The sequence below is a fragment of the Bifidobacterium sp. UTBIF-68 genome (genome assembly GCF_006408855.1).
Lineage (GTDB): Bacteria > Actinomycetota > Actinomycetes > Actinomycetales > Bifidobacteriaceae > Bifidobacterium > Bifidobacterium reuteri.
The window spans coordinates 81258-104970 of sequence record NZ_JFAN01000014.1; the positions used below are offsets into that span (position 1 = coordinate 81258).

Sequence of the window (23713 nt, forward strand, 5' to 3'; positions counted from 1 at the left end):
ACAACTCGCCCGAAAACGGCAAGCTCGAACCACATAGGTCGGAAAACGGCCGGTATCCGCCGCGAATCTGCCATGCTCGTGGTCTATCCGTTCGCAACGAAGCGGGCGGATACCAGTCTTGGAAAGGAATGAACATGGCAGCAATAGAAACGCCTAGGGAAACGGAAACGGCGCGGACATGGCATTCGGTCAGGATCCCGGCGCGGCGTAAGGGAGGTACGCACGTTCTGGCTGTGGGCGCGATGCTCGTCGCCCTTGCGATGCTGCTCGGTGTGGCGGTCGGGAGCCCCTCCCTCGCGCATGCGGTCACCACACAGACGATGCAGGTCACACAGACTCAGACCGAGGGGAACAAGCTCGGCTTCTCCTATCCTCAGCATCGCATCAATTACCACTACAATGGCACGGATTATCATCTGGGGATCGTTGCGTTCGGTAGGGATGACACACAGTTCTATTGCATCGAAGCGGGCAACATGACCGATTACATGGAGGGGCCCACGCATCGGGTCGATGACGATCCCGTGGTGCGCAGGTTGGCGTGGCTCATGAAATGGTACCGGTCTGCAACGCGCGAACAGTATGCGGCCATCGCCATTCTCGTGCAGGACAAGCTCGGCAATCAGGAGCAGTGGCGGCCTCATCGGGCGTATCTGGAGCCGCTGCATCCGAATGTGTTCGCCATGGCTGAGGAGATGTGGGCGGAATCGGAAGGCAAGACGCCGGCGAACGCCACCGTGGAGAGCACGTATGCCGAGGGGTTGCGGCGGGGCGAGGTCAAGGTGTCCGTGGTGAATGGTGCAGGACGATTGATTTCAAAGGTCCCGTTCACCATCGCCCTGAACGGTCCCGCCGTGTTCGAGAAGAATGGCGAGGCCGTGCTCACAGGCGATTCCGGTGAGCAGCCGTTGAGCTTCGCGTGGAAAGCCACCGGCAAGGGGGAGGTGTCGGCATCGGTGTCGTATGAGATTCCGCGCATGCAGCATATGGATGCAGTGCAGGACATGCGAGGCTTTGATTCGATGGTTTCCGAACCGGGTGGTGCGGTGACGTTCAAGGTGCAGGATTACTTCACGCCGTCGGTCAGCACCAAGGTATCCGGCAAAGTACTTGACGCCGGGGCGGCCGTATTCGATGAAGTGACCAGTGGTGTGGCCGAGGCGGACCGTCAGTGGGTGGATGATCTGCTGCTCAGGGCACAGGGGTATTACTTCGATGGTCTGACCATCAGGGATCTGGACAATATGATGGCCCCCAAGACGGCGGAGAGCGCCGATGACTATCTGGCGCGCATCCGACAGGCGGGGTATGCGCCGGTGGCCTATGGCAGCGCTTCGTTCACCGGAGCCGGGCAGAGCGAACGCGTGCAGGCCATGACCAAACCGGACGGAGATAAGCCGTATCTGACTGGGAAGTCGGGCGGTTTCGGCACCTGGGTGTGGGTGTTCCGCAAATCCGAGCAAAGCGACAAGGCGCAAGGACATCTCAAAGGCGATTGGAGCAGCGCGTTCCTTGAAGCGGAGGAAAGCAGCTCGAACCGCAGCCGTGTCGAAGTGGAATCTACGGTGACCGAACACACCGCACACGTCGGTTCGCAGCTGAGCGACACCATTACGGTGAAGGGATTCCCGGAGGATCATGGCGAGTTTTCGGGCAACGAAGCATTCGGGTTCGGGGCGGACCGCCCGTATGCACAAGTCAGCGTCTGGTGGGCGGGCGATGAGAACGATCCTTCCAAGGACGAGGAGTACAAGCCGACGGGTGCCGAGACGCCAGACCCAGATGAGCATCATCGCAAGCTGATCACATGGAATATTCCGGCGAGGAACGGTACGTTCAAGATCGGGGCCGGTGCCTTGGACGCCAATGGCGATCCGATGAATATCACGGCGGAACGCCATGGCTGGTATGTGTTCGTCTGGGAATTCGAGGGCGATGACCGCGTCACGCCGGCCGCGAGCCGGTACGACGATGCGTGGGAGCGCACGTGGGTGCCTGCGCCGTGTGAGCCGGAGGAGCCGTGTGAGCCTGAGGAACCTTGTGAACCGGATGAGCCGTGTGAACCTGAGGAACCTTGCGAACCCGGGAAGCCTGAGGAGCCATGTGAACCCGAGGAGCCCGGCCAGCCGGAGGAGCCGACGCCGCCCGAAGAGCCGTTGCCCGGCACCGGCATCGACCTGGTGCCGCCGATGGGCATCGCCGCTGCCTTCCTATCCATAGGGCTTGCCGTCCTGTTCGTTGCCAATCGTCATCGGGTACGGTAACGAGGGGAGGCGGACGTGATTTGGCGTGATTTGGCGTGATTTGGCAAGTGGAGTGCGGTAAACCGCATCCAGTCAGAGAAGCAGTCCGCATCGCCGAGACCGAATAACACGAAAGTCCTGACCTTCGCCGAAATGTGTGGCAGAGGCGGGGCTTTCGTCGTTTTCGGGGGAGCAGTCCATCGCAGGCTATGTCTGATTGGCTGTCAGGTAGGCGGCGAGCGCCTTGCGGATTAGCGCGCTCTTGCCGATATGTTCCTTGGCTGCCTGTGCGTCGTCCAACCGTTGATGCTGCACGGCTTGCAGTAAGCCATTGTTTTGATGTCATGTTGATGTATGATTGATGCTATTGGGAGATTGTGATGGAATTCGAATACGATCCGGCAAAGAGCGCGAAGAACCTTGCCAAGCACGGTATCGACTTCGAGCAGGCCCAGCGCATGTGGGATAACTCGAAGACGGTGACGCTGATCGCTCCGAATCCCGGCAACGATGATGTGCGCTACATCGTGCTCGGCATGATCGACGGCAGGCATTGGACGGCGATCACGACCAAGCGCGGCAAGCGCATCCTCATCATATCTGTGCGCAGGTCACGAAAGAACGAGGAGGCATACTATGACAGCCAAGACTAGGCCCGATGCAAAGTCGGTCACCAGCGACCAGCTCGAGGAGATGTTCGACAGCGGTGAGGACATCCTCGACTACGTCGATCTGGAGCATCCCGTGGTCGAGCACCATCCTCCGCTGGAGAAGCGCATTACGTTGACGATGCCAGTATGGATGGTCAGCGAGCTGGACAACGAGGCCGCCGAACTGGCGATCAGCCGCAACGCGGTCGTCAACACCTGGATTGCCGACCGACTGCGTTCCATGCGCCGGCATGAAACCGTCCATACCTGACAGCTGGAAACGATGAAAGCACCGACCTCCGCCGCATTTTCGCGGCAGGGTCGGGGCTTTTCGTCGTCCTTTAGGCGCTTACGCCATCGTTGGCTGTGTCTTATTGGCAGCTAGATAGGCGGCGAGCGCCTTGCGGATCAGCGCGCTCTTGCCGATGTGTTCCTTGGTGGCCTGTGCGTGCACCTGCTCGTCCATGTCGGCGGTCAGGTACGCCTTGTAGAGCACGTCGGCCTTGGCGCGGGGGTTCTCGGCGAGGGGGCGGCGGGCGAAGATGTCGTCGAGGTCATCCATGGTGATTGCCTTTTGTGGGCGGATGGTCTCGCCGATGATGTCGGGCGTGTGCTCGAAGTATTCGTCCGAGAGCTTGTCCCAATCGGTTTCGGTGGTCATGATGTCCTCCTTGGTTGGTCGTCGAACTGGTGCAGGCGTGGTGTTTCTGAGGTCGACCCGAGGTTTTGTCCCGCTGGGGAGCTGTGACTGGGGTGTTTTGTCGGTCTGGTCGAGGTTTTGCTGCGCTGGGGGGTGCTGGCCGAGTCGTTATCCCGGTCTGGTCGAGGTTTTGCTGCGCTGGCGGGCGGTGATTGGGGCGTTATCTCGGTTGGCCCGAGGTTTTGTCCCGCTGGGGAGTTGTGACTGGGGTGTTTTGTCGGTCTGGTCGAGGTTTTGCTTCGCTGAGGGGTGCTGGCCGAGTCGTTATCTCGGTTGGCCCGAGGTGTTGCTTCGCTGATGGGCGGTGATTGGGGCGTTATCACGGGCGGTCCGAGGTTTTGCTTCGCTGAGGAGTTGTGACTGGGGTGTCTCGTCGGTCGGTCCGAGATTTTGCTTCGCTGAGCTGGCTGAGGGGGCGGTGTTTCTGAGGCCGACCCGAGGTTTTGCCTCGCTGATTCAAAAAGAACAACGCTCCAAAGCGCCACAAGAGTTCTGATGCTCCCAAAAAAGTCCTTATAGCAGTTCTTATAGCCCGGAAACGGCGGGGCGCTAATCTTGTCGGAAAACAAAAAGGCCGAGAACCTTCCGATTCTCGGCCTTCCTTGGTAGCGGGGCATGGATTTGAACCATGGACCTCTGGGTTATGATCCCGACCGGCCCGAGAATCAGGCGGCCAGAATCATAGCCGGGGCCATCCATGCCACGCTACCTAGGCGGAAGTCGTCAACGTTGACGACCGGCAAACCTCCATTCTTGTTTGTGGTCAACCAAGACCATTCGGTGCGATGCTCGCCGCCCTCATCGTCTCCGTCATCCTTGGACGCATTGATTATCTTTACTGCCTTCGTTGGAGACAGATCGGGGTCAGATAGGTCATTGACGGACACGCTGAGGAATTCAGCGGTGCGGTACATGTCGTTGAAGCTCCATGAGCTTTCGTTTTTCATCATCCTAGAAATAGCCTGTGGGACTCTTCCTAGGTGCTTGGCTAAGTCCTTGCGGTACTTGCCTTCGAGATGCATGAGCATATCGATGTTGCGCAGTGCGATCGACTGAGGGTCGGTTGCCTGTTCTCGCGCCATCGGAGCTGTGAGTGTTGCGGTCATACAGGAAATGTTAAACGAATATGCTTAATTACGCAAGTTTGCTTAGATTGAGATGCTTTTTTACTTCGCGTGTCCGTAGAGATGTTCACTTAAGTGCGACACGCCAATTAAACGAAATCGCTTAGCGATGCTATATTGACAGCCATGACCGCTAATGAAAAACGTTTAGTTGCGCACGAGACTGCGAAGCGTCTCAATGACTTAGAAGGCGCTCGCCATCTGACCCAGCGCGAAGTCGCTGCTGCCATCGGCATGGCAGAACAGACCTACAGCAACAAAAAGAATGGCCTTCGTCCCTTCTCTGCGAAGGATTACAAGGCGCTCGCTGACTTTTTCAACACCAGTGTTGATTACCTTATGGGTCGCACTCTTGACCCGTGGCCCACGGACATCCACCCGGAAGGGGTGACGGCATGAGCGGCAGGATCGTTCGTTGCATGCTCGGTGTGTGCGCTGTGGTGCTGCTCGTGTGCGGCGTGGTTTTGATCGTGCTTGGCGTCGCTCATGGCGACGGGCGCATGGGCTTTCAGGGCGTGCTCTCCCTTTTGTTCTCGCTGAGCAGCGCGCTGCAAATGTACATCGGAGGTAACAAAGGACATGCCGCAAATGATTTCCCGTGGCCCGAGGTCAGCGTTGAATTCGATCCCGTAATGTACCGAGACCCTGTTTCGGGAGCTCGCTTTCTGGTAGCGACGATTTCCACCACGGTTCATCTATCGGACGCCAATGCCCGAGACGTATTGACTTCTTCATACCGGGAATCTTTTCGCATAGACGGGCTGCCGGAGCGTACCAGTGCCATTGCCAATGCTCTGAATCAACAAGGGGGTGGTGACCGTGGTCGCGAAGATTGATCGTGATTCGTTGCTGTCCTCTCTTGAGGGGCTTCAACGGAATCTTCTGGATGCCGGGATGCTGCGCATGAAGGCGTCCCTGTATTCGGAACCGGCCGTGCGTGAGGCGTTGGGAGACTCCGAATACAGGCGGTTGACGGCGAAGCTGGACGAGCGTGCGCTGCTGTCTCAGCTTGACGCGGTGGCCTTGTTTCTTCTACAGATCCTTGATCTTGCCCCTGTCGGTGAAGGTGAGGGCGATCTGTTGGGCTCCGTAGCCGATGTAATGAACGGCTTTGGCAAGTTCCCTCATCTCTTCGGTCTGTGCATGATCCTTGAGCCGGGCGGCGATGCTTGTTCCGAATCGGATGTTGCCGAGCGCTTCATCCAATGCCTCTCGTTGCGTCTGCATTGAAAAACTTCCTTTCCCCGTTCTTCCGAGCGGATTGTTTTGTTGGCACTTGCAAGCCTATCGGCGGCGGGGGAAGGGCCTACACGTTTGTTACCCCGAGGGAGGGTGTGATGTTCAAGCGTTATCCGTACACGATCGGCCTGCTGGCCGCCGTCTCGTTCTTTGTCTGCATTGGCTGGCTGCTCACGCATGACGCCTGCATGCACCCGCTCGGCAATGGGTTGGCCGCGCTCTGGGCGTTCATGGTCGTGCCGACCGTGTTCCTCGCCATCTTCGAGGAAGCGGGGGAGTGATGGTCTGGCAGCAGTGGACGGTACTCGCGGTGTACGTGCTGGCCGAGCTTATTGACATCGCGTCCATCGATCCGGCTCAGGGCCGGAAGCCGGCCGACACGTTGGCTCGCACGTTCTGGCGCGCCGGCATGGTCGCGCTCGTGCTGACCATATGAGACTTGCCCGCCGAGGCATTGCGGCCTTCATTCCGATACTCGGCGGGCGGCGACAAGGACAGTCGTTAACACCAACCTCTCTCACACCATGCGTCGCCGTCCTCCCTTTTTAACGGCGGCGTATGGCAAGGGCGGGCAGGTTTGCCCCCGGCCGAGATCGGCGTGCGCATGCACCGGCAAAGGCTGGGAACCGGTTCGATTCCGGTGCCGTCCACTGCGATCGCGTCAACGCCGCCCCTTCGCACGCCACTGACAGGACGCGCGCGGCGAGCGGGGAAACGATGGATGGAACAGGCCCAAACTCCTGCGGGCCGTTGACCCGTCCAGCGCGATCGCGACCCGTATGCAACGACGACGGAAAGGAAAAGCTCATGGTGCATCAGCCGCCCCCGGACGGATACGACCACAGACAGGAAGGTGTGAGCCTGTTCGAATGGCCGCTGACCGACGACGCCAAGCACATGGGGGCCGGCGAGCTGCTGGATTCGCTCATCGACGCGATCCGCACGCTCAACACCGACCCGCAGTGGGATCGCACCCTGATCTTCCCGCGCTTCGGCGACGTGGTCGTTGACCGCGACCGGAGAACGATCACCGCCCTATGCATGTGGAAGATCAAACCCGACTACCAGCAGATGAAAGGAACCAAGCAATGAGCAACGACAACACCGAGAGGACGCTTGAGGAGCGTGTGGCAAGGGAGCTGGCCGGCAGGCTGCCCGGCTACACCGAGGACAGCGCGGACGACATCGACAGCGTGAAGGACTCGCTCGAAGACGCGCTCAAAGTGGCCGACGCGCGCCTGTGCAGGCCGCTCAAGGCGAGCGTGTTCGTCGCGCCTAATCCTGACGAGGTGTCCAAGTTCCTCGAAGAGACCTTCAAGAACGGGGAGCCGATGGGCTGCACCGTTGACGAGGACGACGTTGACGAGCCTGACGGTGAGGAAGACGAAGACGAGGAGGGCGTCGGGATCGAGGACAGCCTGAGGCACATGCGTGACATGGCCGGCATGGCGTTCATCGCATTGCACCATCTCGCCTGCGACCTGCACTTTGATCGCGAGACCGGGTATCTGACGCGCAAGGCGCTCAAGACCGCGAGGCTCGCCCACGACCTGTATGCCACGCTCGACCGCCGGCTCGCGGACTGGGAGGACTAGATGGCCGGCGAAACCATCATCACGATCATCGGCAACCTGACCGCAGACCCCGAACTGCGCACGCTCAACAACGGCAACCCGGTCGCCTCGTTCACGATCGCATCGACACCGCGCTCGTACAACCGCCAGACCCAGCAGTACGAGGACGGGGCGGCCCTGTTCATGCGCTGCTCCGCATGGAACGACTTGGCGCGCCACGTCGCCCAGTCCTGCGCGAAGGGCATGCGCGTCATCGCACAGGGCCGACTGTCGCAGCGTTCGTATCAGGCGCAGGACGGCACGAACCGCACCGTGGTCGAACTGACCGTGGACGCCATCGGCCCCGACCTGCGCTATGCGACCGCGCAGGTCACGAAACAGGCCGGCAGCCACGGCGGCCATCCGGGCGGCACCACTTATGGCAACCCCAACGGCAACCCGCCCAACAATGTCCGGCCGCCTGCCTCGGACCAGTGGGGCGGCGGCGCGGGCTACACGTCGGACGGCTTCACGTCCGATGCGGGCGACCCCGAATTCTAGGAAAGGAACCTCTCATGGCGAAGAAGAAGGACGCGGGCATACAGGAATCGCTGATACCCGACGAGATCACCCCATTGCAGCTGCTGCCCATGTCGGCGGCGGCCGGCGCGATCAAGAGGGCGGCATCGGCGTTCCGAGTGAAGGCCGCGAAGCTCTTGGAATGCGCGGACAAAGAGGAATACGTCGCCAAATACAAGGGCATCAGCCCCTACGTCGAAGCATTGTTCGACGCGGACGCGGCCGCGCAGCACATCATCGACGAGGCCACGCTGATGGACGATCTGATGACCTATCCGACCGACACGCGCCGGCGCATCATGCTCGACGATCTCAAACGATCGTCCGACCCGTTCAACGGACTGCCCACCACCGACGACGACGCGGACGGCACCGACGGCGGGGAGGTCGTCGATCCGACCACCGGCGAAATCCACTGACTCCATCCCTGAGAGAGGTTCTTATGACTTGGTTCATGGTTGACGACGGCGTGTACGACGCGCCGCAGACCGAAGACGTACCGCTGGCCGCTATGGGCCTGTGGGTCAAGGCAGGCTCGTATGTCGGCCGGCAGATGCGTGACAAGGAGTATGACGGCACATTCGACATGCGTCGGCTGCGCAAGCTCGGCGGCACTCCGAAGCTCGTCGCCCAATGCGTCGCGGCCGGCCTGTTCACGCAGACGGAGGAAGGCACGTACATGATCACCGAGGGACCGAACCTGTGCAAGTTCGCCGGCGGTGCCGACCTGAGCAGCAAACGCAGCGAGGCCGGACGCAAGGGCGGCAAGGCCAGTGGTCGCACACGTCGAAGCAAAAGCGAGGCAGCGGCTTCGTTGGCGGCGGAAGCGAGCGGCGAAGCATTTGCTTCAAGCAACAACGAAGCAAATGCTTCAGGGTTGCTTGAAGCAAAGGGAACCATACCTAACCTATCCGATCCATTAACCTCCCCTAACCCCTCCGGGCCGAAGTCGAAGCAAGCCGGACCGGCGCTCGTGTCCTTGGCCGAGGTCGAAGCCAAGGCGTTGGCCGACCCGTTCCGCACGGCGTGGAACGCCTACCCGAAACACACCGGCAGCCAACGCGAGGCCGAACAGGCGTTCCACGACGCCCTGACGGGCCGTGACGGCCTGCCGGCCGTCAGCGCGGCCAACCTGATCGGCGCGGCGATCGCCTACGCCAAGACCGTGGACCAGCCCCAGTACGCGCCCAACATGAGCCGATGGCTCCGCAACGGCGCATACCGGGAATGGCTGCCCAAACCGCCGAAACCCCGATACACATGGGGCAAATGCGACGAGCAATGGCTGGAAGACCACATCCTCAGCCGAGTACCGTCAGGCAGCTTCGAAGGCAGCATCGCAAGCAGCTTCTGGGCCAACGTCAAAGCCGGCAGCGACCCCGAACAAGCCGCCACCCACGTCGTCAACGAACTCAACCGGAAAGGAACCCCATGAACGGCCCAAACACGGAAATCCGCCGCACCGTCCTGCGACGCGACGGCTGGAAATGCGCCATCTGCAACCGTGAAATCGACTCGCACTGGAGCGGCTACAGCATCCACCACCGGCTCATGCGCAGCCACGGCCACGGCCACGACAACCTGCACGAACCCGAAAACCTCCTGCCCCTCTGCGGCAGCGGCACCACCGGCTGCCACGGCTGGGTACACGCCCACCCGGCACGCGCCTACCAACTCGGCTACCTCGTCCACATGGGCAAGAACCCCGCAACCCAACCCGTCTACTACCAGCGCCACGGCTGGCAACGACTCACCCAACAAGGCGAACTCCTGCCGGCCGATCCGCCGGAAGGACAGGACGGCTACATCCCCGACATCAGGAAAGGAAACCACGAATGAACACCGAAACCCACCGGATCACCGTCGGCGGCCAAAACATCCCACTCGACCCGCCACGGCCGCCACGCAAGCCGCACATGCTCCTGTGGATCGATACCGAAACCACCGGCATCAGCCGCACCTCGGCGAAGCTCTTGGAGATCGGCATGATCGTCACCAGCATGGACGGCGCGGAAGAAGGCGACCGGTTCGTCGTCCCGGTACGCCCCGACACGCTCAGCCTCTACGACCTGAACCCCAAGGTGCTGCGCATGCACTTGGACAACCACCTGCTCGATGTGGTCATGGACGCCGACCCCAACGAGATCGGCTACCCGAACGTGGCCCGCAACCTCTACGAATGGGTGCAGGACGAAGCCGCCCAATACACGCTCCACCCGGCCGGCACCAACGTGGACTACGACATCGACCTGCTCGAACACCAGTTCGAACCATACCTGCACGCCGGGTGGCTCAGGGAACTCACCAACCACAGGAAACTCGACCTGAGCACCTACCGGCTCGCCGAAACCGCCCTCGACAACAACCCATACCAAGGACACGCAGGCACACATCGCGTCACCGACTGCATCAGCCGCGACCGCAACGACTACGCCCTCTACCTCGACATCCAACGCGCCGGACACCAAGGAGCCACCGCATGAGCAACACCACCATGTGGGCCAACGACCCCATCAACAACCCAAACACTACCTGCGAGCGCATCCGGGCATGGAATGCATCGACCTGACCGCCGACACGAGTTTCTGCATGGGCAACGCGATCAAGTACATGTGGCGCTACCGGTCGAAGGGGCGGCCGTTGGAGGACTTGGAGAAAGCCCGCTGGTATCTGTGCCGGCTCATCGACCGGGGTGAGAGGATCGCGTGGACGCGCCAACAGTGCGACATCCTCTCGGCGCTCGTCGCCGGCACCGTCGGCGTCGAAGCCCGTATATGGGCAAAACTCAAGCAAGGCTTCCCCGATTCCGCCCTCATTTTCCTCGACGAACTCATCAAACGCGAAAAGGACAAGCAATGAGCAGCATCATCACCAACGAGATCATGGAACGCTACCCCTATCCCGACAACGGCGAGCGCCCCACCGGCATCACCCGCCTTGGTCAGTGCCTCGCGTCGCGCAAGGCATACAAGGCCGGCGTCACGCGCACGCCCACCGACCGGGAGATCGATGCTGCGGCGCTCGCCGTCTACACCGGGACCACGGGCATGAGCTTGGAGGAGGTCGAACCGTTGTGGCCCGGCATGAACCCGGACGCGAAAACCCAGTACCGACGGCTCGCACGGTTGGCGTTGGACGCGGCCAGAGAGGAGGCCATGCGATGAAACGGATCACGGACATCGGTGTCTGCCTGCTCATTTACGGCTTGTACGCGCTCGCCTGCCTGCTACCCGACGGCACAAGGAAAGGGTGAGGGCGTCATGACGCGCATCAGGATCATGTGCGACCAATCCGACGGCACCACCGTCACCCTCGGCAGCATCAGCGACGACGAGGGTGAAGAGATTTATTCAGCCAACCGCAGCCTCATACAGGACGCCTACCGGGACACCGTCACCCTCGCCCTGCTGCGATGGATCGGCCACCTCGAACAATGCGCACAAATCAGCAAACAGACCCACGGAGACGAGCAATGAGCATCGACCTGACACAACAAGCATTGAACGCGCTCGCCGACGCAGGCCTCGGCAACGACACCCCCGCCGAAGCGTTCGTCATCGGCTACCAGCACGGCCATGACGACGCGCTCGCGCTCGCCATCCAAGTCGAACAGCGGATCAACGGCGAGCGCGTCACGCCTGATGAGGCGGAACGGTTCGCCATGCGACTGCGCGGACAGGTCGGCGACTGCCCCATCGAATACGAGAGCGGCAAGGCGATGGCCGACGCGGTATTCGACTGGTGGGTGCGGCTCGGATGGCACGCATTGACCATCGTCTACGGGACGGAGGAAACGGCATGAGCGAACAACAACGGGAACAAGTGCGCCGCCTCATCGCCGAGCAGGTCGGCATCACCAGCCCGTTCATCCTCGTCTACGACACCAGCGGACTCGACGAGACGATGGCCGGCGGCGCGCACTTGGACTACCTGACCGACCCGCATTCCAGCACGTTCACCATCATCGGCATGCTCTCATGCCTGCTCGCATGGCTCACGAAAGGACACCAATCATGAGCAAACGAATACGGCTCACCCCCGCCATGCGCAGCCTGCTGCTCGACATGTACGACACCGGCAGCGCCTACCCGATCGACCGCAACCACCAGCGCACCTTCGACGCCTTGGAGGCGTTGGACTGCATCGAACACGCCTCATGGGGACGCTGGCAGATCACCCCACTCGGCGAGACGGTCGCCAAAAAACTCACCGAAAGGAACCAATGATGCAAGTCAGCTTCACCGCACACACGCCGGCCCACAGCCCCCTGTCCATCCAACAACGCTTGGAGGCCGCCGGCTTCACCAACGTCCACGTCATCGCCATAGCCGACAGCACGCAACCCTTCACCCGCACCAACACCGAAACCATCCAAGCCTACGAGGAAGGCAAACAACTCATGCAAACACGCTACGGCCGCTTCGACGCCATGAAACAAGCACAACACATCAACCCCTACCGAGACGGCCAGAAATGAACTGGCGACACCAAGCCACCTGCCGACACTACGACCCCGAACTCTGGTTCAGCACCGACCCCAACGAACGCGCAACGGCGCTCGCCGTCTGCGGGCAATGCCCGGTCATCGACGAGTGCCGCAGGTTCGCGGACGAGCACGACCGGATCAACGGCTACCCGTTGCAGGGCATATGGGGCGGCAGGCAATACGGCGTCAAGGGAAGACCAAGAAAAGGATAGTTCATGAATCACATCGACACCGACGTGACGGCCCACCAGATCGGCCCGCTCGTCATCATGCGAGGCACCGCCACGCCCTCCTACCGGGTGGCGCACCCCGAATGCTTCGGCCGGTTCACCGTCATCGCCCTCTCACACGCGAAGGCGATCCGCAAATGCATGCGCCGCGTCGCCCTCATGTGCGCCGCCAACGCGGCACGCGAACAGGCGGACAGGGAGGCGAGCGCATGCGAGTGACGGAGCGGATACGCGGCATGATCGTCGAATGGCACGACAAGGGCGTCAGCCCCGAGGAGACCGCGCACGCATTGCGCATCCCCGTGGACGAGGTCAAGGCCATCGTCCTGCAAGCCCGGCCAGCGCCCGTCCAGCCGAAACGTCCCGAATTCTTGGAGCCGCGCCTTCCCGCGCTGGAAGACGAGGCCCATTTCTGCGACAATGAGCAAGGCAAATAACAGAATCGGCATAATCAAGCCGTTCCCGGCATATTCGACGTGTCGGGAACGGTTGCGGGGCAAATAAAAATCAAGCCCCCACCCTTCAGGCAGAGGCTCGCATCGCAAGGACAAGTCTACCAAGGAAGGGCGGGCAACGATGGAACGCCAAGCATGCACGGCATGCGGCAAACCGGCCGGCAGCGGCCTGCGCCTGTGCGAGGAATGCGGCAAGGACTGGGCGCGACGCCTCGCATGGCTCCTGAAGGCCGGCATGCCCGCCCTGCAACGCATCGCCTACAGGCAGGCCAACGTCAGCGAGCGCAGCCCTAGGCATGGCAATCGCGCGGTAGCCGCGTCGCCGGTGGACGAGCGGGCGCAGGCGTTGTTCGGCAGCGTGGAGGTGCATGTGCAGGTGTTGGCCGGCCTGTTGGGGGCCAAGCCGTTGGGCTGTGACCGATGGGGGCGTGCGCGCACGCTTCGCCAGTGGTCTGATCTGATCCGCCTGCTGCTGCACCATATGGGCGGGCTGTGCGCGTTGGAGGAGGCCGGCGACCTGTACGCGGACACCATACGCCTGTCGGAGCGTGTGAACGCGGCCACCACGCGCCGCCGCGAGCGTCGTCTGATCGGCGTGTGCCCCGACTGCCTCGGCGACGTGGGGGAGGACGGCGAGCCGGTGCGCACGCCCATCTACGCCCCGTTCGACGCCAAGTATGCGATATGCCCCGTATGCGGCGCGTGGCTCGACCTCAAACGCATCAGGCTCGAATACCTGCGGTCGGCCGGCCTGTTGTGCATCACCCGCACGCAGGCCGACGCCGCAAGATGGATACGCGAGAACACGGGCGTGAACGTGACCGGAAAGGACTTGGCGAACTGGAGGAGCCGGGGCAAGATGCCTTCCACGCGGCGCATCGACGGCCGGTACTGGGAATGGAACATCCTCGAATTGCTCGCCTGTGCGCAGGAGCGGGCCGAACGCGGGCGCGACGACGTTTGAGGTCTGAGACAGTTTCGTGATACGCTGTCGCGTGTAATCGGAGTATCAAGAAAGCCCTGCCCATCCGGCGGGGCTTTTCTCGTATCCGAGGGATGGTTGGCAGAGCAGTCGAATGCACCCGCTTGCTAGGCGGGCGACCGGCAACGGTTCGCGGGCGCGAATCCCGCACCATCCGCGTTTTCCGCCCCGTTGGCCCAACAGGCAGAGGCGGCCGCCCCAACAGCGGCCATGGTCGCGGTTCGAATCCGCGACGGGGCACCAGCCGCCACCGGCAAACGTGCACGGCCGGCAGACAGCGGCACCCGAATAAACCACCACCAGCGGCGAGCGCCGGCGGGCTTTTCCTCCTTTCCCCGCCGGCCGCCTCGCCGTTGACGTTGAAGGAGGCTACACCGTTGGCTCGCATCCGTGCTCTGAAGCATTTCCCGAAGACATGGGGACGGTTGAGACGGCTCGACCCGTCCAACCCGGCCCATCTGCTCCTCTTGGATGAACTGGTCCATTACTTGGCGGGGGACTGGCGCGGCATGATCCCCGCCGCCGTGCCACCCGAACGGTGCCGCATCGACGCCATGCACCTGTATGCGCCCACCTGCATACCGGCCCATAGGGGAGGGCCCGCCATGCGCGACTGTATGCCTATACTCAAATACCACGCCATCCCCATACCTGCCGAGCTCAGACCCCTCATATGGGGGCTGCCGTGACGAACGTTCGACGCACCAACGGGGCGGCACGCGCACGCATCCGCAAACGCCTGCTGTCACGCTGCAACGGCCGCCCCATCTGCGCGCTGTGCGGCCAGCCCATAGACACCAGCCTCAGGACACCGCACCCCGGCAGCATGGAGATCGACGAGAAACTGCCCGTCTCCAAGGGCGGCGACCCGTTCGACCTCGACAACTGCCAGCTCACGCACCGCCGATGCAACCAACGCAAAGGCAACCACCAGTACACCGCACTCAACGCCGACGCCACGGCCTCACCCGCCCGGCGACTCACGCCGCAGCCGATCCCGCTGTCGCGCCAATGGTAGGGCGGTATACCCTCCCCCATACGCCTAGCCCCTCCACGGTCATAGGGCTTGGAATACCCCCGGCACCGGTTTTTCCACGGACCCTCCCCGCAGGCCGGAACGTACACGGGTGCGGAAACGGCATATACGGCCGCTCCGGCGTCGTTCCAACGTTTCCGGGGCTTTTCCGCCATCTCCGGCCGTGGTCGGCCGTCTGCGCGCATCGGTCCCGCAAGACCGGCCTCCCGCGCTCCCAAACATGACGACAATGCTTAAAAACGTTGAAATAACAGTTGTCAAGCGTTACAAAACATGGTATGGTATTGGGTATGGGAAGACGGTGCGAGATAGACGGCACATACATCGCCGACGACAACGGGCACGGCGGCAGCGCCCAGCGCGTATGCTCCACCCGCTGCCGCGTCGAGGCATGCCGGCGGCGCAAGGCCATCCCCGACGAGATGAAAGCGCTGCGCCGGTGGACGAGGGCCGACGGCAAACGGCCCATCCGCCCCGACGGTTCGCCGGCGTCCAGCACCAATCCGGCCACATGGTCGGCGTTCGACGAGGTCGCCAACACCGGGGAGGGCGACGGATACGGGATCATGCTCGGCGACGGGCTCGCCTGCTACGACCTCGACCACATCCTCGACGGGCACGGCCGCGTCAAACCCCGGCACCCCGGCCGCCTCATCCTCGAACGCTTGGAGCGCGAGGGCTGCATGTTCGCCGAGATCAGCGCCAGCGGCGAGGGCCTGCACCTGTTCGTCCGCTCCGACGCGCCGAGCTGGAAGCACGACGGCGTCGAATTCTACAGCCACGGCCGATTCATCCGCATGACCGGCATCAGGTGGAACCCGAAAAGGAGGCGCAATGCTCATCGGTGACATCATCCCCTACGAGCGCAACGCCCGCCACAACGACAAGGCCATACCCAAGGTCGCCGAAAGCATCGCCAAGTTCGGCCTGCGCGGCAGCATCGTCCTCGAATCGAGAGACAACCCCGTCATCGTATGCGGACACACGCGCGTCGCCGCCATGAAAAGCCTCGGCTGGACGGAAGTGCCCGACAGCCACGTCGAATACTGCGACGGGCTCACCCAAGACGAGATCGACGCCTTCCGCCTCATCGACAACAAGACCGGCGAGATCGCCACATGGAACGTCGCCCTGCTGAAAAGCGAAGCCAGACGCCTCAACGGCAAACTCGACTTCGCCCGCTACGGCTTCGACTTCAAAAGCAAGGTCAAGCCCTACGGGGCCGAACGCCAACGCACCGACGACTACTACAACCTGCGCCTGTGCGACATCGACCAATGCGGCCCCGACGGCATGCCCATGCTCGCCCCCAGCGACATCCAACCCGCCCGGCTCGTCGGCTTCAACTACGCCAAAAGCTGGAAGGGCGACAGGACCGGCGTCGGCATCCACTTCTTCCTCGACGACTACCAGTTCGAACGCCTCTGGAACAGGCCGGAGGACTACACGGGACTGCTCAAGGGCTTCGACATGGCATGCACGCCCGACTGGAGCCTCTACCTCGACATGCCCCGCCCCATGCAGCAGTGGAACGTCTACCGCTCACGCGCCATCGGCGACTGGTGGCAGCGTCAGGGCCTGACCGTCGTACCGACCCTGTCATGGAGCGACGCGGCCAGCTACGAATACTGCTTCAACGGACTGCCCACCGGCTCCACCGTCGCCGTGAGCACCATCGGCGTCAAGGGCGACGAGGAACGCGAACGCATCTGGCACGCCGGCATGGACAAGGCCATCGACCGCGTCAGACCGAAGCGCGTGCTGCTCTACGGCGGCACCCTCGGCCACGACATGCGCGGCATCGAGACCATCGAATACGCCAACGACGTCACCGACCGCATGGCCGGAGACAAACCGCCGTAACCACGCGCGGAACACGCTTGAAAACTGAAAAGAGGTACCCGCGATGGGCGGACGAGGCGCAACCAGCAGCCACGGCAAGACCAAGACAAAGGAAAAGCCGCGACAGAAAGGCCACCTCACCGGCGACCAAATCCCCAAAACGCCCGAGGAAACCGCCAAGTACATCGGCTCGACCGTTCAGGAAGCCAAGGACATGTACAACGCCGTCAAGACGTTCACCAGCAACAGCGGCTACGGACTGATGCGCGACGCCCAAATGGGCAAGAACCAGAGCGCCACCGGCAAGAAACTGGCGGAACAGGCCGAAAAGTACATCGACCACGCACCCAAATGGGGCGGCGGCGTCACCTACCGAGGCGTGCCCATGAGCAAGAAGCAGCTCGCCGCGATCAAGGCCGGCAAACCCGTAGACCCCGGCCTGAGCGCATTGGCGTCATGGAGCACGCAGGAAGGCACGGCACGCGGCTTCGCCTCCAAAGGCGGTTCCGCACACGTCGTGTTCGTCAGCCAGACCCAGAACAAGGGCACCTCCATCAAGCACATCAGCCATTACGCACACGAAAACGAAGTGCTGGTATCCAAGAACGCGAAATACACCGTCACCAGCATCTCCACCAAACCCGGCAGCCCATACACCTACGTCTACGTAAAGGAGAACTAGACATGACCACCAAGAAAACCACCAAGAAGACCACCCCCGACGAATGGTGGAAGCAGCCCACGCAGCTCAAGCGCACCGCCGAAAGCTACCGCCAGCGCCGCGAATCCGACGCGCCCGCCGACGCGAGCTTCGTGCCGAAGAAGAAGGCCGGCAAATGACCGCCGACCTCAAGGACGCCATCATCGGCCAAGCCGTCGGCGACGCGCTCGGCGTACCCTACGAATTCCGCGCGCGCGGCACCTTCCACGCCACGACCATGACCGGCCACGGCACCCACGACCAGCCCGCCGGCACATGGAGCGACGACACCAGCATGGCCCTCGCCATCTGCGACAGCATCCGCCGCAACGACGGCCGCATCGACCCGGAAGACATACGCGAACGGTTCAACGACTGGTACAGATACGGCGATTACACCATCGACGGACTCTTCGACATCGGCAACACCACCATCAAGGCACTCAGAACCGGCCACGGCATGACCGGCGACCGCGACAACGGAAACGGCTCGCTCATGCGCACCATCCCACTCGCCTTCACCACCGCCACCCACGACGAGGTGGAAGCCGTCAGCGCCATCACCCACGCCCACCCCACCAGCACCACCGCATGCGACCGGCTCGTGGACTACACGCGAAGACTCCTCAAGGGACGGACACCACTCGAAGCGATCGACGCAGCCGGCTATACGCCGGCGCTCGCCGACGAACCCGAGCATGCGATCCGTTCCGGCGGGTACGTGCTCGACACGCTCAAGGCCGCCGTCTGGTGCCTCGTCACCACCGACGATTACGCCACATGCGTGCTCAAGGCCGTCAACCTCGGCGACGACACCGACACCACCGCAGCAGTCGCCGGCGGACTCGCCGGCGTCGCCTACGGCGTCAGGGGCATCCCGGACGAATGGCTCGCCAAGCTGCGCGGCACGGACGTCATCGACGCCTGCCTGTTCGCATAACGCGGCCATCCGCCGACTCCCACCGAAAGCCACCCTGCGGGGTGGCTTTTCTCATGCCCGGAAGAAAGGCGAAGGACATGGAACGCTCCCGGTTCGAGGCCGATTCGAGACTCGTGGAATTCTGCGAGGTCGGCGGCCGCCTGTTCACCGCCGACGACATGGAGCTGTGGAACCCCGAGGACGCCAAGACCGTCACCTTCCCCGACTGGGACGCGGCCTTCGCCTACCACGACGGCACATACAGCTTCGCCGACAACGTGAAGGCATTGCGCAGCGTCCTGATCGACGAGAACGGCGGGCGCGGCGCATCCAGCAGCGGCAAAGGCAACCTGAAGACCTTCAGGTTCGGACACGCCCCGCACAAGGGCGGCGAAGACCTCGGCAAGACCAAGTTCCCCGCCGAATTCAACGACGGCGAGAAAACGCAGTCGTTCGACAAGGCCCTAGCCAAATTCCGCCGCAAGCACGCCAGCAGCGACACCGAATACGCGATCACCGTGGACGAACAGGGATACGTCCACCAGTACAGGCACGGCGGCAGCACGGCCGTGCAGATCGCCGGCCGCAAGGGCCAGATGGTCATCCACAACCACCCCGACGGCGGCGCGTTCTCCGACAGCGACCTGCTGTCCACCGCCCAGACCCCGGCCAAGGGCATCGTCGCGACCGGGAAGAAGGGAAGCTACATCGTGAGGAAGACGCAGAAGTTCAAGGCGAAGGCGTTCGCCAAAGGCGTCAAGACCGCCCAGATGCAGGGCATCGGCTACGACGACGCCGTTGACAAGTGGCTCACCGCCAACCAGCAGAAATACGGGTACAAGTACGAATTCCGCAAGGCCTGACGAAAGGGGCGGCGCATGGACGACCTCAAGCCCGAACTCATCGCCGCCGACCCGTACAAGAGCCGCAAATGGGACGAACTGACCGCCGGGGCCGACATCGACCCCGCCGCCGTGCCCACCCTCACCCTCTTGGTCAACTGGTACGCGATCCTCGACCAATGCATGCGCGACATCAGCGCCGACGACGGCACCCACGTCGCCTACGTCAACGATCAGGGCGACGTCAAGGCCATGCCCCAGATCGCCACCATGAAACAGGCCAGCGCCGAAATCCGCGCGCTCAACAAGCAACTCTTCGCCGACGGCGGCGACACCGCGCTCATCCGCCGCGACACCAAGGCCGCGCCGCGAGACAACCCGCTCGAACGCGCCCGGCGCGCCCGCGAACTGAGACTGGAGGTCAGGAATGGCGGCAAGGCTCAAAGGAAGACAGCAACCTAGCTACCAGCTCACGCCGCGCCACGCCGACAGCTACGGGCCCGACGCCGCCGCCTTGGCCGAAGGGTACGGCATGCCGCCCGACCCATGGCAGCGCACCATCCTCGACGGGTGGATGGGCACCCTCAAGGACGGCCGATGGGCCGCCGGCGACTGCGGGGTAAGCGTGCCGCGCCAGAACGGCAAGAACGGCGTCATCGAATTCCTCGAACTCTACGACACCGCCATACTCGGCCTGAAGATCCTGCACACCGCCCACGAGGTCAAGACCTGCCGCAAGCACTTCCTCAGGATGAAGAACTACTTCGAGAACGCCCGCCAATACCCCGAGCTCGCCGAGGCGGTGGACTACATTCGGAACACGAACGGACAGGAGGCCATCGTCCTGACCAACGGCGGCAGCATCGAATTCATCGCCCGCTCCAAAAGCTCCGGCCGAGGCTTCACCGTGGACATCCTCGTATGCGACGAGGCGCAGGAACTCACCGACGAACAGATGGAGGCCATACAGCCCGCCACCTCGTCCGCGCCCAGCGGCAACCCCCAGACCATCTACGCCGGAACCCCCACCCCGCCGCACTCGCCCGGCACCGTGTTCGAACGCATCCGCCGCAATGCCCACACCACCAAACCCAAACGCACCTGCTGGTACGAGTGGGGCGTCGAAGAGATCGGCGACATCCACGACCGCACCCGCTGGGCGCAGGCCAACCCCAGCCTCGGCATCCGCCTCGTCGAAACCGTCATCGAAAGCGAGGTCGGCAAATTCACACCCGAAGGCTTCGCCCGCGAACGACTCGGCTGGTGGGACGAATCCCAATCCAACGGCACCGAGATCGACCCCAAGGACTGGGCCGCCTGCAAAACCACGACCCCATGCCAAGAGGGCCGCAACAGCTTCGCCGTCAAATTCAGCCCCGACGGAGCCACCGCCAGCCTCGTCGCCTGCGTCCGCCCGCCCAAAGGCAGCGACCTCAAACCACACATCGAACTCGTGGACGTGCGCAGCATGCGCAACGGCGTCATGTGGCTCGCCGACTTCCTCGAACAACGATGGCGCAAAACCATCGGCATCGTCATCGACGGCCGCGTCGGAGCCCCCACCCTCGTGCAGATGCTCAAAGACGCCGGCGTATCCAGCCGCGTCATCGTCACCCCCACCAGCCGCCAAGTCGCCGACGCCGTCAGCATGTTCGAACAGGCCATCAACGACCACAGACTCACCCACTTCGACCAACCCGGTCTCAACGACGCCGCAGCCCACGCCAAACACCGCAAGATCGGCGACGGCTACGGCTACGAACCCGGCGACCAGAACACCGACGTCATGCCGCTCGAAGCCGCAGCGCTCGCCTACTGGAACCAGAAGACCAGCCGCCGCGACCCCGACCGCAAGCAAAGGATGGTACGACTCGCATGAACGGACTCACCCCGGTCACCGACTTCTCCAACGCGCTGCCATGGTTCACGCCACCCAGCGGCGTCGAAGGACTCCACCCAGACACCGAAAGCCTCATGTTCTCCCTATGCGCCGTATGGAACCGCAAACGGGCCCGCAACACCCTCAGAAGCGCCTACGCTGACGGCAAGCACCGGCTCGACCACATCGGCTTCTCCATCCCGCCAGCCATGCGCCACATCGAAGAGGTCGTCGGCTGGCCCGCCAAGGCCGTCGCCGCCCACGCCGAACGCTGCATGTTCGACGGCTTCGTCAGCCCAAGCGCCAACGACGACCCCTTCGACCTCGACGCCGTCCTGTCCGCCAACCAGTTCGACCTCGAACTGCCTCAGGCGATCCGCAGCAGCATGACGCACTCCGTCGCATTCATGACCGTCTCGCCCGGCGACGAGCAAGCCGGAGAACCGCCCGTGCTCGTCATGCCCTACTCGGCGCAATGGTCGGCCGGACTATGGAACTTCCGCACCCGCAGCCTCAAGGCCGGACTCGTCATCAAGGACGTGGACGACTACGCCCAACCGACGATGTTCAGCGTCTACACGCCGACGGAAGTGACGACCCTACGCCTCGCCGGCGAATGGATCGTGGACGACGTATGGCACCACAACCTCGGCCGCGTCCCCATGGAAGCACTGCCATACCGACCCGACATCGACCGCCCCTTCGGCCGCAGCATCATCAGCCGCCCCGTCATGAGCATCACCGACGACGCGGTACGCACCGTCATGCGCACCGAAGTCAGCGCCGAATTCTACAGCGCACCCCAACTACTGCTCCTCGGAGCCGACAAAGACAGCTTCCTCGACGACAAAGGCAACCCGATACCCGTCTGGGAATTCATCATCGGACGCATCAACGCCATCAGCCGCGACGACAACGGCGACGTGCCCACCGTCCAACAGATCAGCCAGCAATCCGTCCAACCCCACGTCGAACAGATGCGCGAACTCGCCAGCCGCTTCGCAGGCGAAACCAACGTACCCGTCTCCAGCCTCGGCGTCGTCACCGACAACCCATCCAGCGCCGAAGCCATGCACGCAGCCGAAAAAGACCTCGTCATCGACTGCGCCGCAGCCAACCGCGTCTACGGAGCAGCCCTACGCCGCATCGCACAGGACATCATCATGATCCGCGACCACACCGCCGACATCACCGACGAAATGGCCGGCATCACCGCACGATGGCGCTCGCCGGCACTGCCCAGCGTGATCGACAGCGGCGACGCGATCGTCAAGCTCATCGGCGCGTTCCCGTGGCTCGCAGACACCAGCGTCGCCTTGGAGGAGGCCGGCTTCACCGACGAGCAGATCACCCGCCTGCTCGCCGAGAAACGCCGCAACCAAGCCACCGCCACGGCCACGCAGATGCTCGCAGCCCTCACCTCACAGCAACAGGAGGCACCGGAGAATGGTCAGCAGGAACCAGCTCAACCAGCTCAACCTGACGCAGCGACAGGCGGTCAGGCTGGCGATAACGGAGATGCGCAAACTATGGACGACGCTCAATGAGCTCTCGCCCGAATGGCAGCACGACATGCTGCTCGACGCCATCCCGCAGCTCGCCGCACGCTACGGCGACATCGCCGGCACGGCGGCGGCCGAATGGTACGAACAGACCCGCCTCGAAAACACGGGGGACGTGTTCGACGCGCTCACCTACGGCAGCTTCAACCCCGACGCCATACGGGGCAGCATCGACGCCAAGGCATACCCGATGATCCTGTCCGGCAACCCGCAGCAGGCGTTCGACTTCCTCGCCGGCGCGTTGCAGCGCTGGATCAGATACGTCGGACGGCAGACCGTCGCCCGCAACTGCCGGCACGACCCATTCAAACCACGCTGGGCCCGCGTGCCCAGCGGCATGAAGACCTGCGCATGGTGCGAAATGCTCTGCTCGCGCGGCTTCGTCTACTACTCCAAGCAGACCGCCGGCGCGCTCAGCCACTGGCACGACCACTGCGACTGCTCGATAGTGCCCGAATGGGAGAAGGACGAGACCCACATAGCCGGCTACGACCCCGACCTCTACTACTCACGGTACAAGGCCGCATGGGACGCCGCCGGCGGCAGCGGCGCGACCGACGCACAGGTCGCCCACTGGATGCGCGTGCTGAACCCCGGCGCGTACACCGACAACGCATAGATTTACCGCGACCCGAACCGGATCGCGGCGGCACTCGCACCGACATGCGTGGAAACCCCAGAACCCGACGGCC

The 23713-nt window shown here is 63.0% G+C and carries 40 protein-coding genes and 2 tRNA genes; 40 read left to right on the top strand and 2 right to left on the bottom strand.

Features of this window, described 5'->3' with window-relative positions; all coding sequences use genetic code 11:
• The first annotated feature begins 134 nt into the window (after positions 1-134).
• The 3 genes from BW14_RS12095 to brnA all read left to right on the top strand — a co-directional run bounded on the left by BW14_RS12095 (position 135) and on the right by brnA (position 3164).
• Complete coding sequence (locus tag BW14_RS12095; protein WP_081886458.1) at positions 135-2264, top strand: hypothetical protein; 2130 nt, start codon at positions 135-137, stop codon at positions 2262-2264.
• Between the two features lie 359 nt (positions 2265-2623).
• Positions 2624-2896 carry a BrnT family toxin gene (locus tag BW14_RS04750; RefSeq protein WP_044089381.1) on the top strand — a complete coding sequence of 91 codons (273 nt, stop codon included), beginning with the start codon at positions 2624-2626 and terminating at the stop codon, positions 2894-2896.
• The gene (gene brnA / locus BW14_RS04755) at positions 2880-3164 is read left to right on the top strand and encodes a type II toxin-antitoxin system BrnA family antitoxin (protein WP_140489327.1); all 285 of its coding nucleotides are present in this window, start codon (positions 2880-2882) and stop codon (positions 3162-3164) included. The genes BW14_RS04750 and brnA overlap by 17 nt, the downstream gene beginning before the upstream one ends.
• A 78-nt stretch (positions 3165-3242) precedes the next feature.
• Here the strand turns inward: brnA and BW14_RS04760 are convergent, their stop codons facing one another.
• Together BW14_RS04760 and BW14_RS04765 are read right to left on the bottom strand one after the other, a co-directional pair.
• Complete coding sequence (locus tag BW14_RS04760) at positions 3243-3554, bottom strand: hypothetical protein (RefSeq protein ID WP_044089382.1); 312 nt, start codon at positions 3552-3554, stop codon at positions 3243-3245.
• A 704-nt stretch (positions 3555-4258) separates the two neighbouring features.
• Positions 4259-4699: a helix-turn-helix transcriptional regulator gene (locus BW14_RS04765; RefSeq protein ID WP_140489328.1), complete on the bottom strand. Its 441-nt coding sequence runs from the start codon at positions 4697-4699 to the stop codon at positions 4259-4261.
• 144 nt (positions 4700-4843) lie between these two features.
• Between BW14_RS04765 and BW14_RS04770 the strand changes: the two genes are divergently transcribed.
• From BW14_RS04770 to BW14_RS11900, 37 genes are all read left to right on the top strand, one after another.
• On the top strand, positions 4844-5116 hold the full coding sequence (locus tag BW14_RS04770) for a helix-turn-helix transcriptional regulator (RefSeq protein WP_140489329.1): 273 nt from the start codon (positions 4844-4846) through the stop codon (positions 5114-5116).
• A complete protein-coding gene (locus BW14_RS04775) occupies positions 5113-5553 on the top strand; it encodes a hypothetical protein (protein WP_140489330.1) in 441 nt (146 codons plus the stop codon). Before BW14_RS04770 ends, BW14_RS04775 begins: the two co-directional genes overlap by 4 nt.
• Complete coding sequence (locus BW14_RS11880) at positions 5537-5947, top strand: hypothetical protein (protein WP_181162289.1); 411 nt, start codon at positions 5537-5539, stop codon at positions 5945-5947. Before BW14_RS04775 ends, BW14_RS11880 begins: the two co-directional genes overlap by 17 nt.
• A gap of 107 nt (positions 5948-6054) precedes the next feature.
• A complete protein-coding gene (locus BW14_RS04785; RefSeq protein WP_140489332.1) occupies positions 6055-6237 on the top strand; it encodes a hypothetical protein in 183 nt (60 codons plus the stop codon).
• Complete coding sequence (locus BW14_RS11885; protein ID WP_181162290.1) at positions 6237-6392, top strand: hypothetical protein; 156 nt, start codon at positions 6237-6239, stop codon at positions 6390-6392. Before BW14_RS04785 ends, BW14_RS11885 begins: the two co-directional genes overlap by 1 nt.
• Positions 6393-6763: 371 nt before the next feature.
• Positions 6764-7048 (top strand): hypothetical protein, encoded by a 285-nt coding sequence (locus BW14_RS04790; RefSeq protein ID WP_140489333.1) that lies wholly within the window; start codon positions 6764-6766, stop codon positions 7046-7048.
• Positions 7045-7551, top strand: coding sequence for a hypothetical protein (locus BW14_RS04795; protein ID WP_140489334.1), 507 nt, complete (start codon positions 7045-7047; stop codon positions 7549-7551). The genes BW14_RS04790 and BW14_RS04795 overlap by 4 nt, the downstream gene beginning before the upstream one ends.
• Positions 7552-8070: a single-stranded DNA-binding protein gene (locus BW14_RS04800; RefSeq protein WP_140489335.1), complete on the top strand. Its 519-nt coding sequence runs from the start codon at positions 7552-7554 to the stop codon at positions 8068-8070.
• Between the two features lie 14 nt (positions 8071-8084).
• On the top strand, positions 8085-8507 hold the full coding sequence (locus BW14_RS04805; RefSeq protein WP_140489336.1) for a hypothetical protein: 423 nt from the start codon (positions 8085-8087) through the stop codon (positions 8505-8507).
• A gap of 23 nt (positions 8508-8530) precedes the next feature.
• Complete coding sequence (locus BW14_RS04810) at positions 8531-9523, top strand: hypothetical protein (RefSeq protein WP_140489337.1); 993 nt, start codon at positions 8531-8533, stop codon at positions 9521-9523.
• Positions 9520-9927 carry an HNH endonuclease gene (locus BW14_RS04815; RefSeq protein ID WP_140489338.1) on the top strand — a complete coding sequence of 136 codons (408 nt, stop codon included), beginning with the start codon at positions 9520-9522 and terminating at the stop codon, positions 9925-9927. Before BW14_RS04810 ends, BW14_RS04815 begins: the two co-directional genes overlap by 4 nt.
• Positions 9924-10571: an exonuclease domain-containing protein gene (locus tag BW14_RS04820; protein WP_140489339.1), complete on the top strand. Its 648-nt coding sequence runs from the start codon at positions 9924-9926 to the stop codon at positions 10569-10571. Before BW14_RS04815 ends, BW14_RS04820 begins: the two co-directional genes overlap by 4 nt.
• Positions 10572-10638: 67 nt before the next feature.
• Entirely contained in the window at positions 10639-10947 is a 309-nt protein-coding gene (locus BW14_RS04825; RefSeq protein ID WP_140489340.1) for a DUF3310 domain-containing protein, read from the top strand.
• Entirely contained in the window at positions 10944-11252 is a 309-nt protein-coding gene (locus tag BW14_RS04830) for a hypothetical protein (RefSeq protein WP_140489341.1), read from the top strand. The genes BW14_RS04825 and BW14_RS04830 overlap by 4 nt, the downstream gene beginning before the upstream one ends.
• Positions 11253-11348: 96 nt before the next feature.
• Positions 11349-11564, top strand: a complete 216-nt coding sequence (locus BW14_RS04835; protein ID WP_140489342.1) for a hypothetical protein — start codon at positions 11349-11351, stop codon at positions 11562-11564.
• Positions 11561-11890 carry a hypothetical protein gene (locus BW14_RS04840; RefSeq protein WP_140489343.1) on the top strand — a complete coding sequence of 110 codons (330 nt, stop codon included), beginning with the start codon at positions 11561-11563 and terminating at the stop codon, positions 11888-11890. The genes BW14_RS04835 and BW14_RS04840 overlap by 4 nt, the downstream gene beginning before the upstream one ends.
• Positions 11887-12105, top strand: a complete 219-nt coding sequence (locus tag BW14_RS04845; RefSeq protein ID WP_140489344.1) for a hypothetical protein — start codon at positions 11887-11889, stop codon at positions 12103-12105. The genes BW14_RS04840 and BW14_RS04845 overlap by 4 nt, the downstream gene beginning before the upstream one ends.
• A complete protein-coding gene (locus BW14_RS04850; protein WP_140489345.1) occupies positions 12102-12314 on the top strand; it encodes a hypothetical protein in 213 nt (70 codons plus the stop codon). The genes BW14_RS04845 and BW14_RS04850 overlap by 4 nt, the downstream gene beginning before the upstream one ends.
• Positions 12311-12565 (top strand): hypothetical protein, encoded by a 255-nt coding sequence (locus BW14_RS04855; RefSeq protein WP_140489346.1) that lies wholly within the window; start codon positions 12311-12313, stop codon positions 12563-12565. Before BW14_RS04850 ends, BW14_RS04855 begins: the two co-directional genes overlap by 4 nt.
• Entirely contained in the window at positions 12562-12786 is a 225-nt protein-coding gene (locus BW14_RS04860; protein ID WP_140489347.1) for a WhiB family transcriptional regulator, read from the top strand. The genes BW14_RS04855 and BW14_RS04860 overlap by 4 nt, the downstream gene beginning before the upstream one ends.
• Before the next feature lie 3 nt (positions 12787-12789).
• A complete protein-coding gene (locus BW14_RS04865) occupies positions 12790-13023 on the top strand; it encodes a hypothetical protein (protein ID WP_140489348.1) in 234 nt (77 codons plus the stop codon).
• Positions 13014-13241, top strand: a complete 228-nt coding sequence (locus BW14_RS04870; RefSeq protein ID WP_140489349.1) for an RNA polymerase subunit sigma — start codon at positions 13014-13016, stop codon at positions 13239-13241. The genes BW14_RS04865 and BW14_RS04870 overlap by 10 nt, the downstream gene beginning before the upstream one ends.
• 139 nt (positions 13242-13380) lie before the next feature.
• Positions 13381-14223: a hypothetical protein gene (locus tag BW14_RS04875; protein ID WP_140489350.1), complete on the top strand. Its 843-nt coding sequence runs from the start codon at positions 13381-13383 to the stop codon at positions 14221-14223.
• 90 nt (positions 14224-14313) lie between these two features.
• A tRNA-Ser gene (locus BW14_RS11890) sits at positions 14314-14398 on the top strand.
• Between the two features lie 8 nt (positions 14399-14406).
• A tRNA-Leu gene (locus BW14_RS04880) sits at positions 14407-14484 on the top strand.
• Positions 14485-14618: 134 nt separating this feature from the next.
• On the top strand, positions 14619-14930 hold the full coding sequence (locus BW14_RS04885; RefSeq protein ID WP_140489351.1) for a hypothetical protein: 312 nt from the start codon (positions 14619-14621) through the stop codon (positions 14928-14930).
• A complete protein-coding gene (locus BW14_RS04890) occupies positions 14927-15259 on the top strand; it encodes an HNH endonuclease (RefSeq protein ID WP_219847186.1) in 333 nt (110 codons plus the stop codon). Before BW14_RS04885 ends, BW14_RS04890 begins: the two co-directional genes overlap by 4 nt.
• Before the next feature lie 308 nt (positions 15260-15567).
• The gene (locus BW14_RS04895; RefSeq protein WP_181162291.1) at positions 15568-16125 is read left to right on the top strand and encodes a bifunctional DNA primase/polymerase; all 558 of its coding nucleotides are present in this window, start codon (positions 15568-15570) and stop codon (positions 16123-16125) included.
• Positions 16112-17140: a DUF4417 domain-containing protein gene (locus BW14_RS04900; RefSeq protein WP_219847187.1), complete on the top strand. Its 1029-nt coding sequence runs from the start codon at positions 16112-16114 to the stop codon at positions 17138-17140. The genes BW14_RS04895 and BW14_RS04900 overlap by 14 nt, the downstream gene beginning before the upstream one ends.
• A gap of 43 nt (positions 17141-17183) precedes the next feature.
• A complete protein-coding gene (locus tag BW14_RS04905) occupies positions 17184-17801 on the top strand; it encodes a hypothetical protein (protein ID WP_140489354.1) in 618 nt (205 codons plus the stop codon).
• 2 nt (positions 17802-17803) lie between these two features.
• On the top strand, positions 17804-17959 hold the full coding sequence (locus tag BW14_RS11895; RefSeq protein ID WP_181162292.1) for a hypothetical protein: 156 nt from the start codon (positions 17804-17806) through the stop codon (positions 17957-17959).
• Positions 17956-18759: an ADP-ribosylglycohydrolase family protein gene (locus BW14_RS04910; RefSeq protein ID WP_140489355.1), complete on the top strand. Its 804-nt coding sequence runs from the start codon at positions 17956-17958 to the stop codon at positions 18757-18759. Before BW14_RS11895 ends, BW14_RS04910 begins: the two co-directional genes overlap by 4 nt.
• A gap of 77 nt (positions 18760-18836) precedes the next feature.
• Complete coding sequence (locus tag BW14_RS04915; protein WP_140489356.1) at positions 18837-19601, top strand: hypothetical protein; 765 nt, start codon at positions 18837-18839, stop codon at positions 19599-19601.
• 15 nt (positions 19602-19616) lie between these two features.
• Positions 19617-20042 carry a hypothetical protein gene (locus BW14_RS04920; protein WP_140489357.1) on the top strand — a complete coding sequence of 142 codons (426 nt, stop codon included), beginning with the start codon at positions 19617-19619 and terminating at the stop codon, positions 20040-20042.
• Complete coding sequence (locus tag BW14_RS04925; protein ID WP_258186047.1) at positions 20008-21459, top strand: terminase; 1452 nt, start codon at positions 20008-20010, stop codon at positions 21457-21459. Before BW14_RS04920 ends, BW14_RS04925 begins: the two co-directional genes overlap by 35 nt.
• Positions 21456-23006 carry a phage portal protein gene (locus BW14_RS04930; protein ID WP_140489358.1) on the top strand — a complete coding sequence of 517 codons (1551 nt, stop codon included), beginning with the start codon at positions 21456-21458 and terminating at the stop codon, positions 23004-23006. Before BW14_RS04925 ends, BW14_RS04930 begins: the two co-directional genes overlap by 4 nt.
• Positions 22906-23640, top strand: coding sequence for a hypothetical protein (locus BW14_RS11900; RefSeq protein ID WP_181162293.1), 735 nt, complete (start codon positions 22906-22908; stop codon positions 23638-23640). Before BW14_RS04930 ends, BW14_RS11900 begins: the two co-directional genes overlap by 101 nt.
• Positions 23641-23713 lie beyond the last annotated feature (73 nt).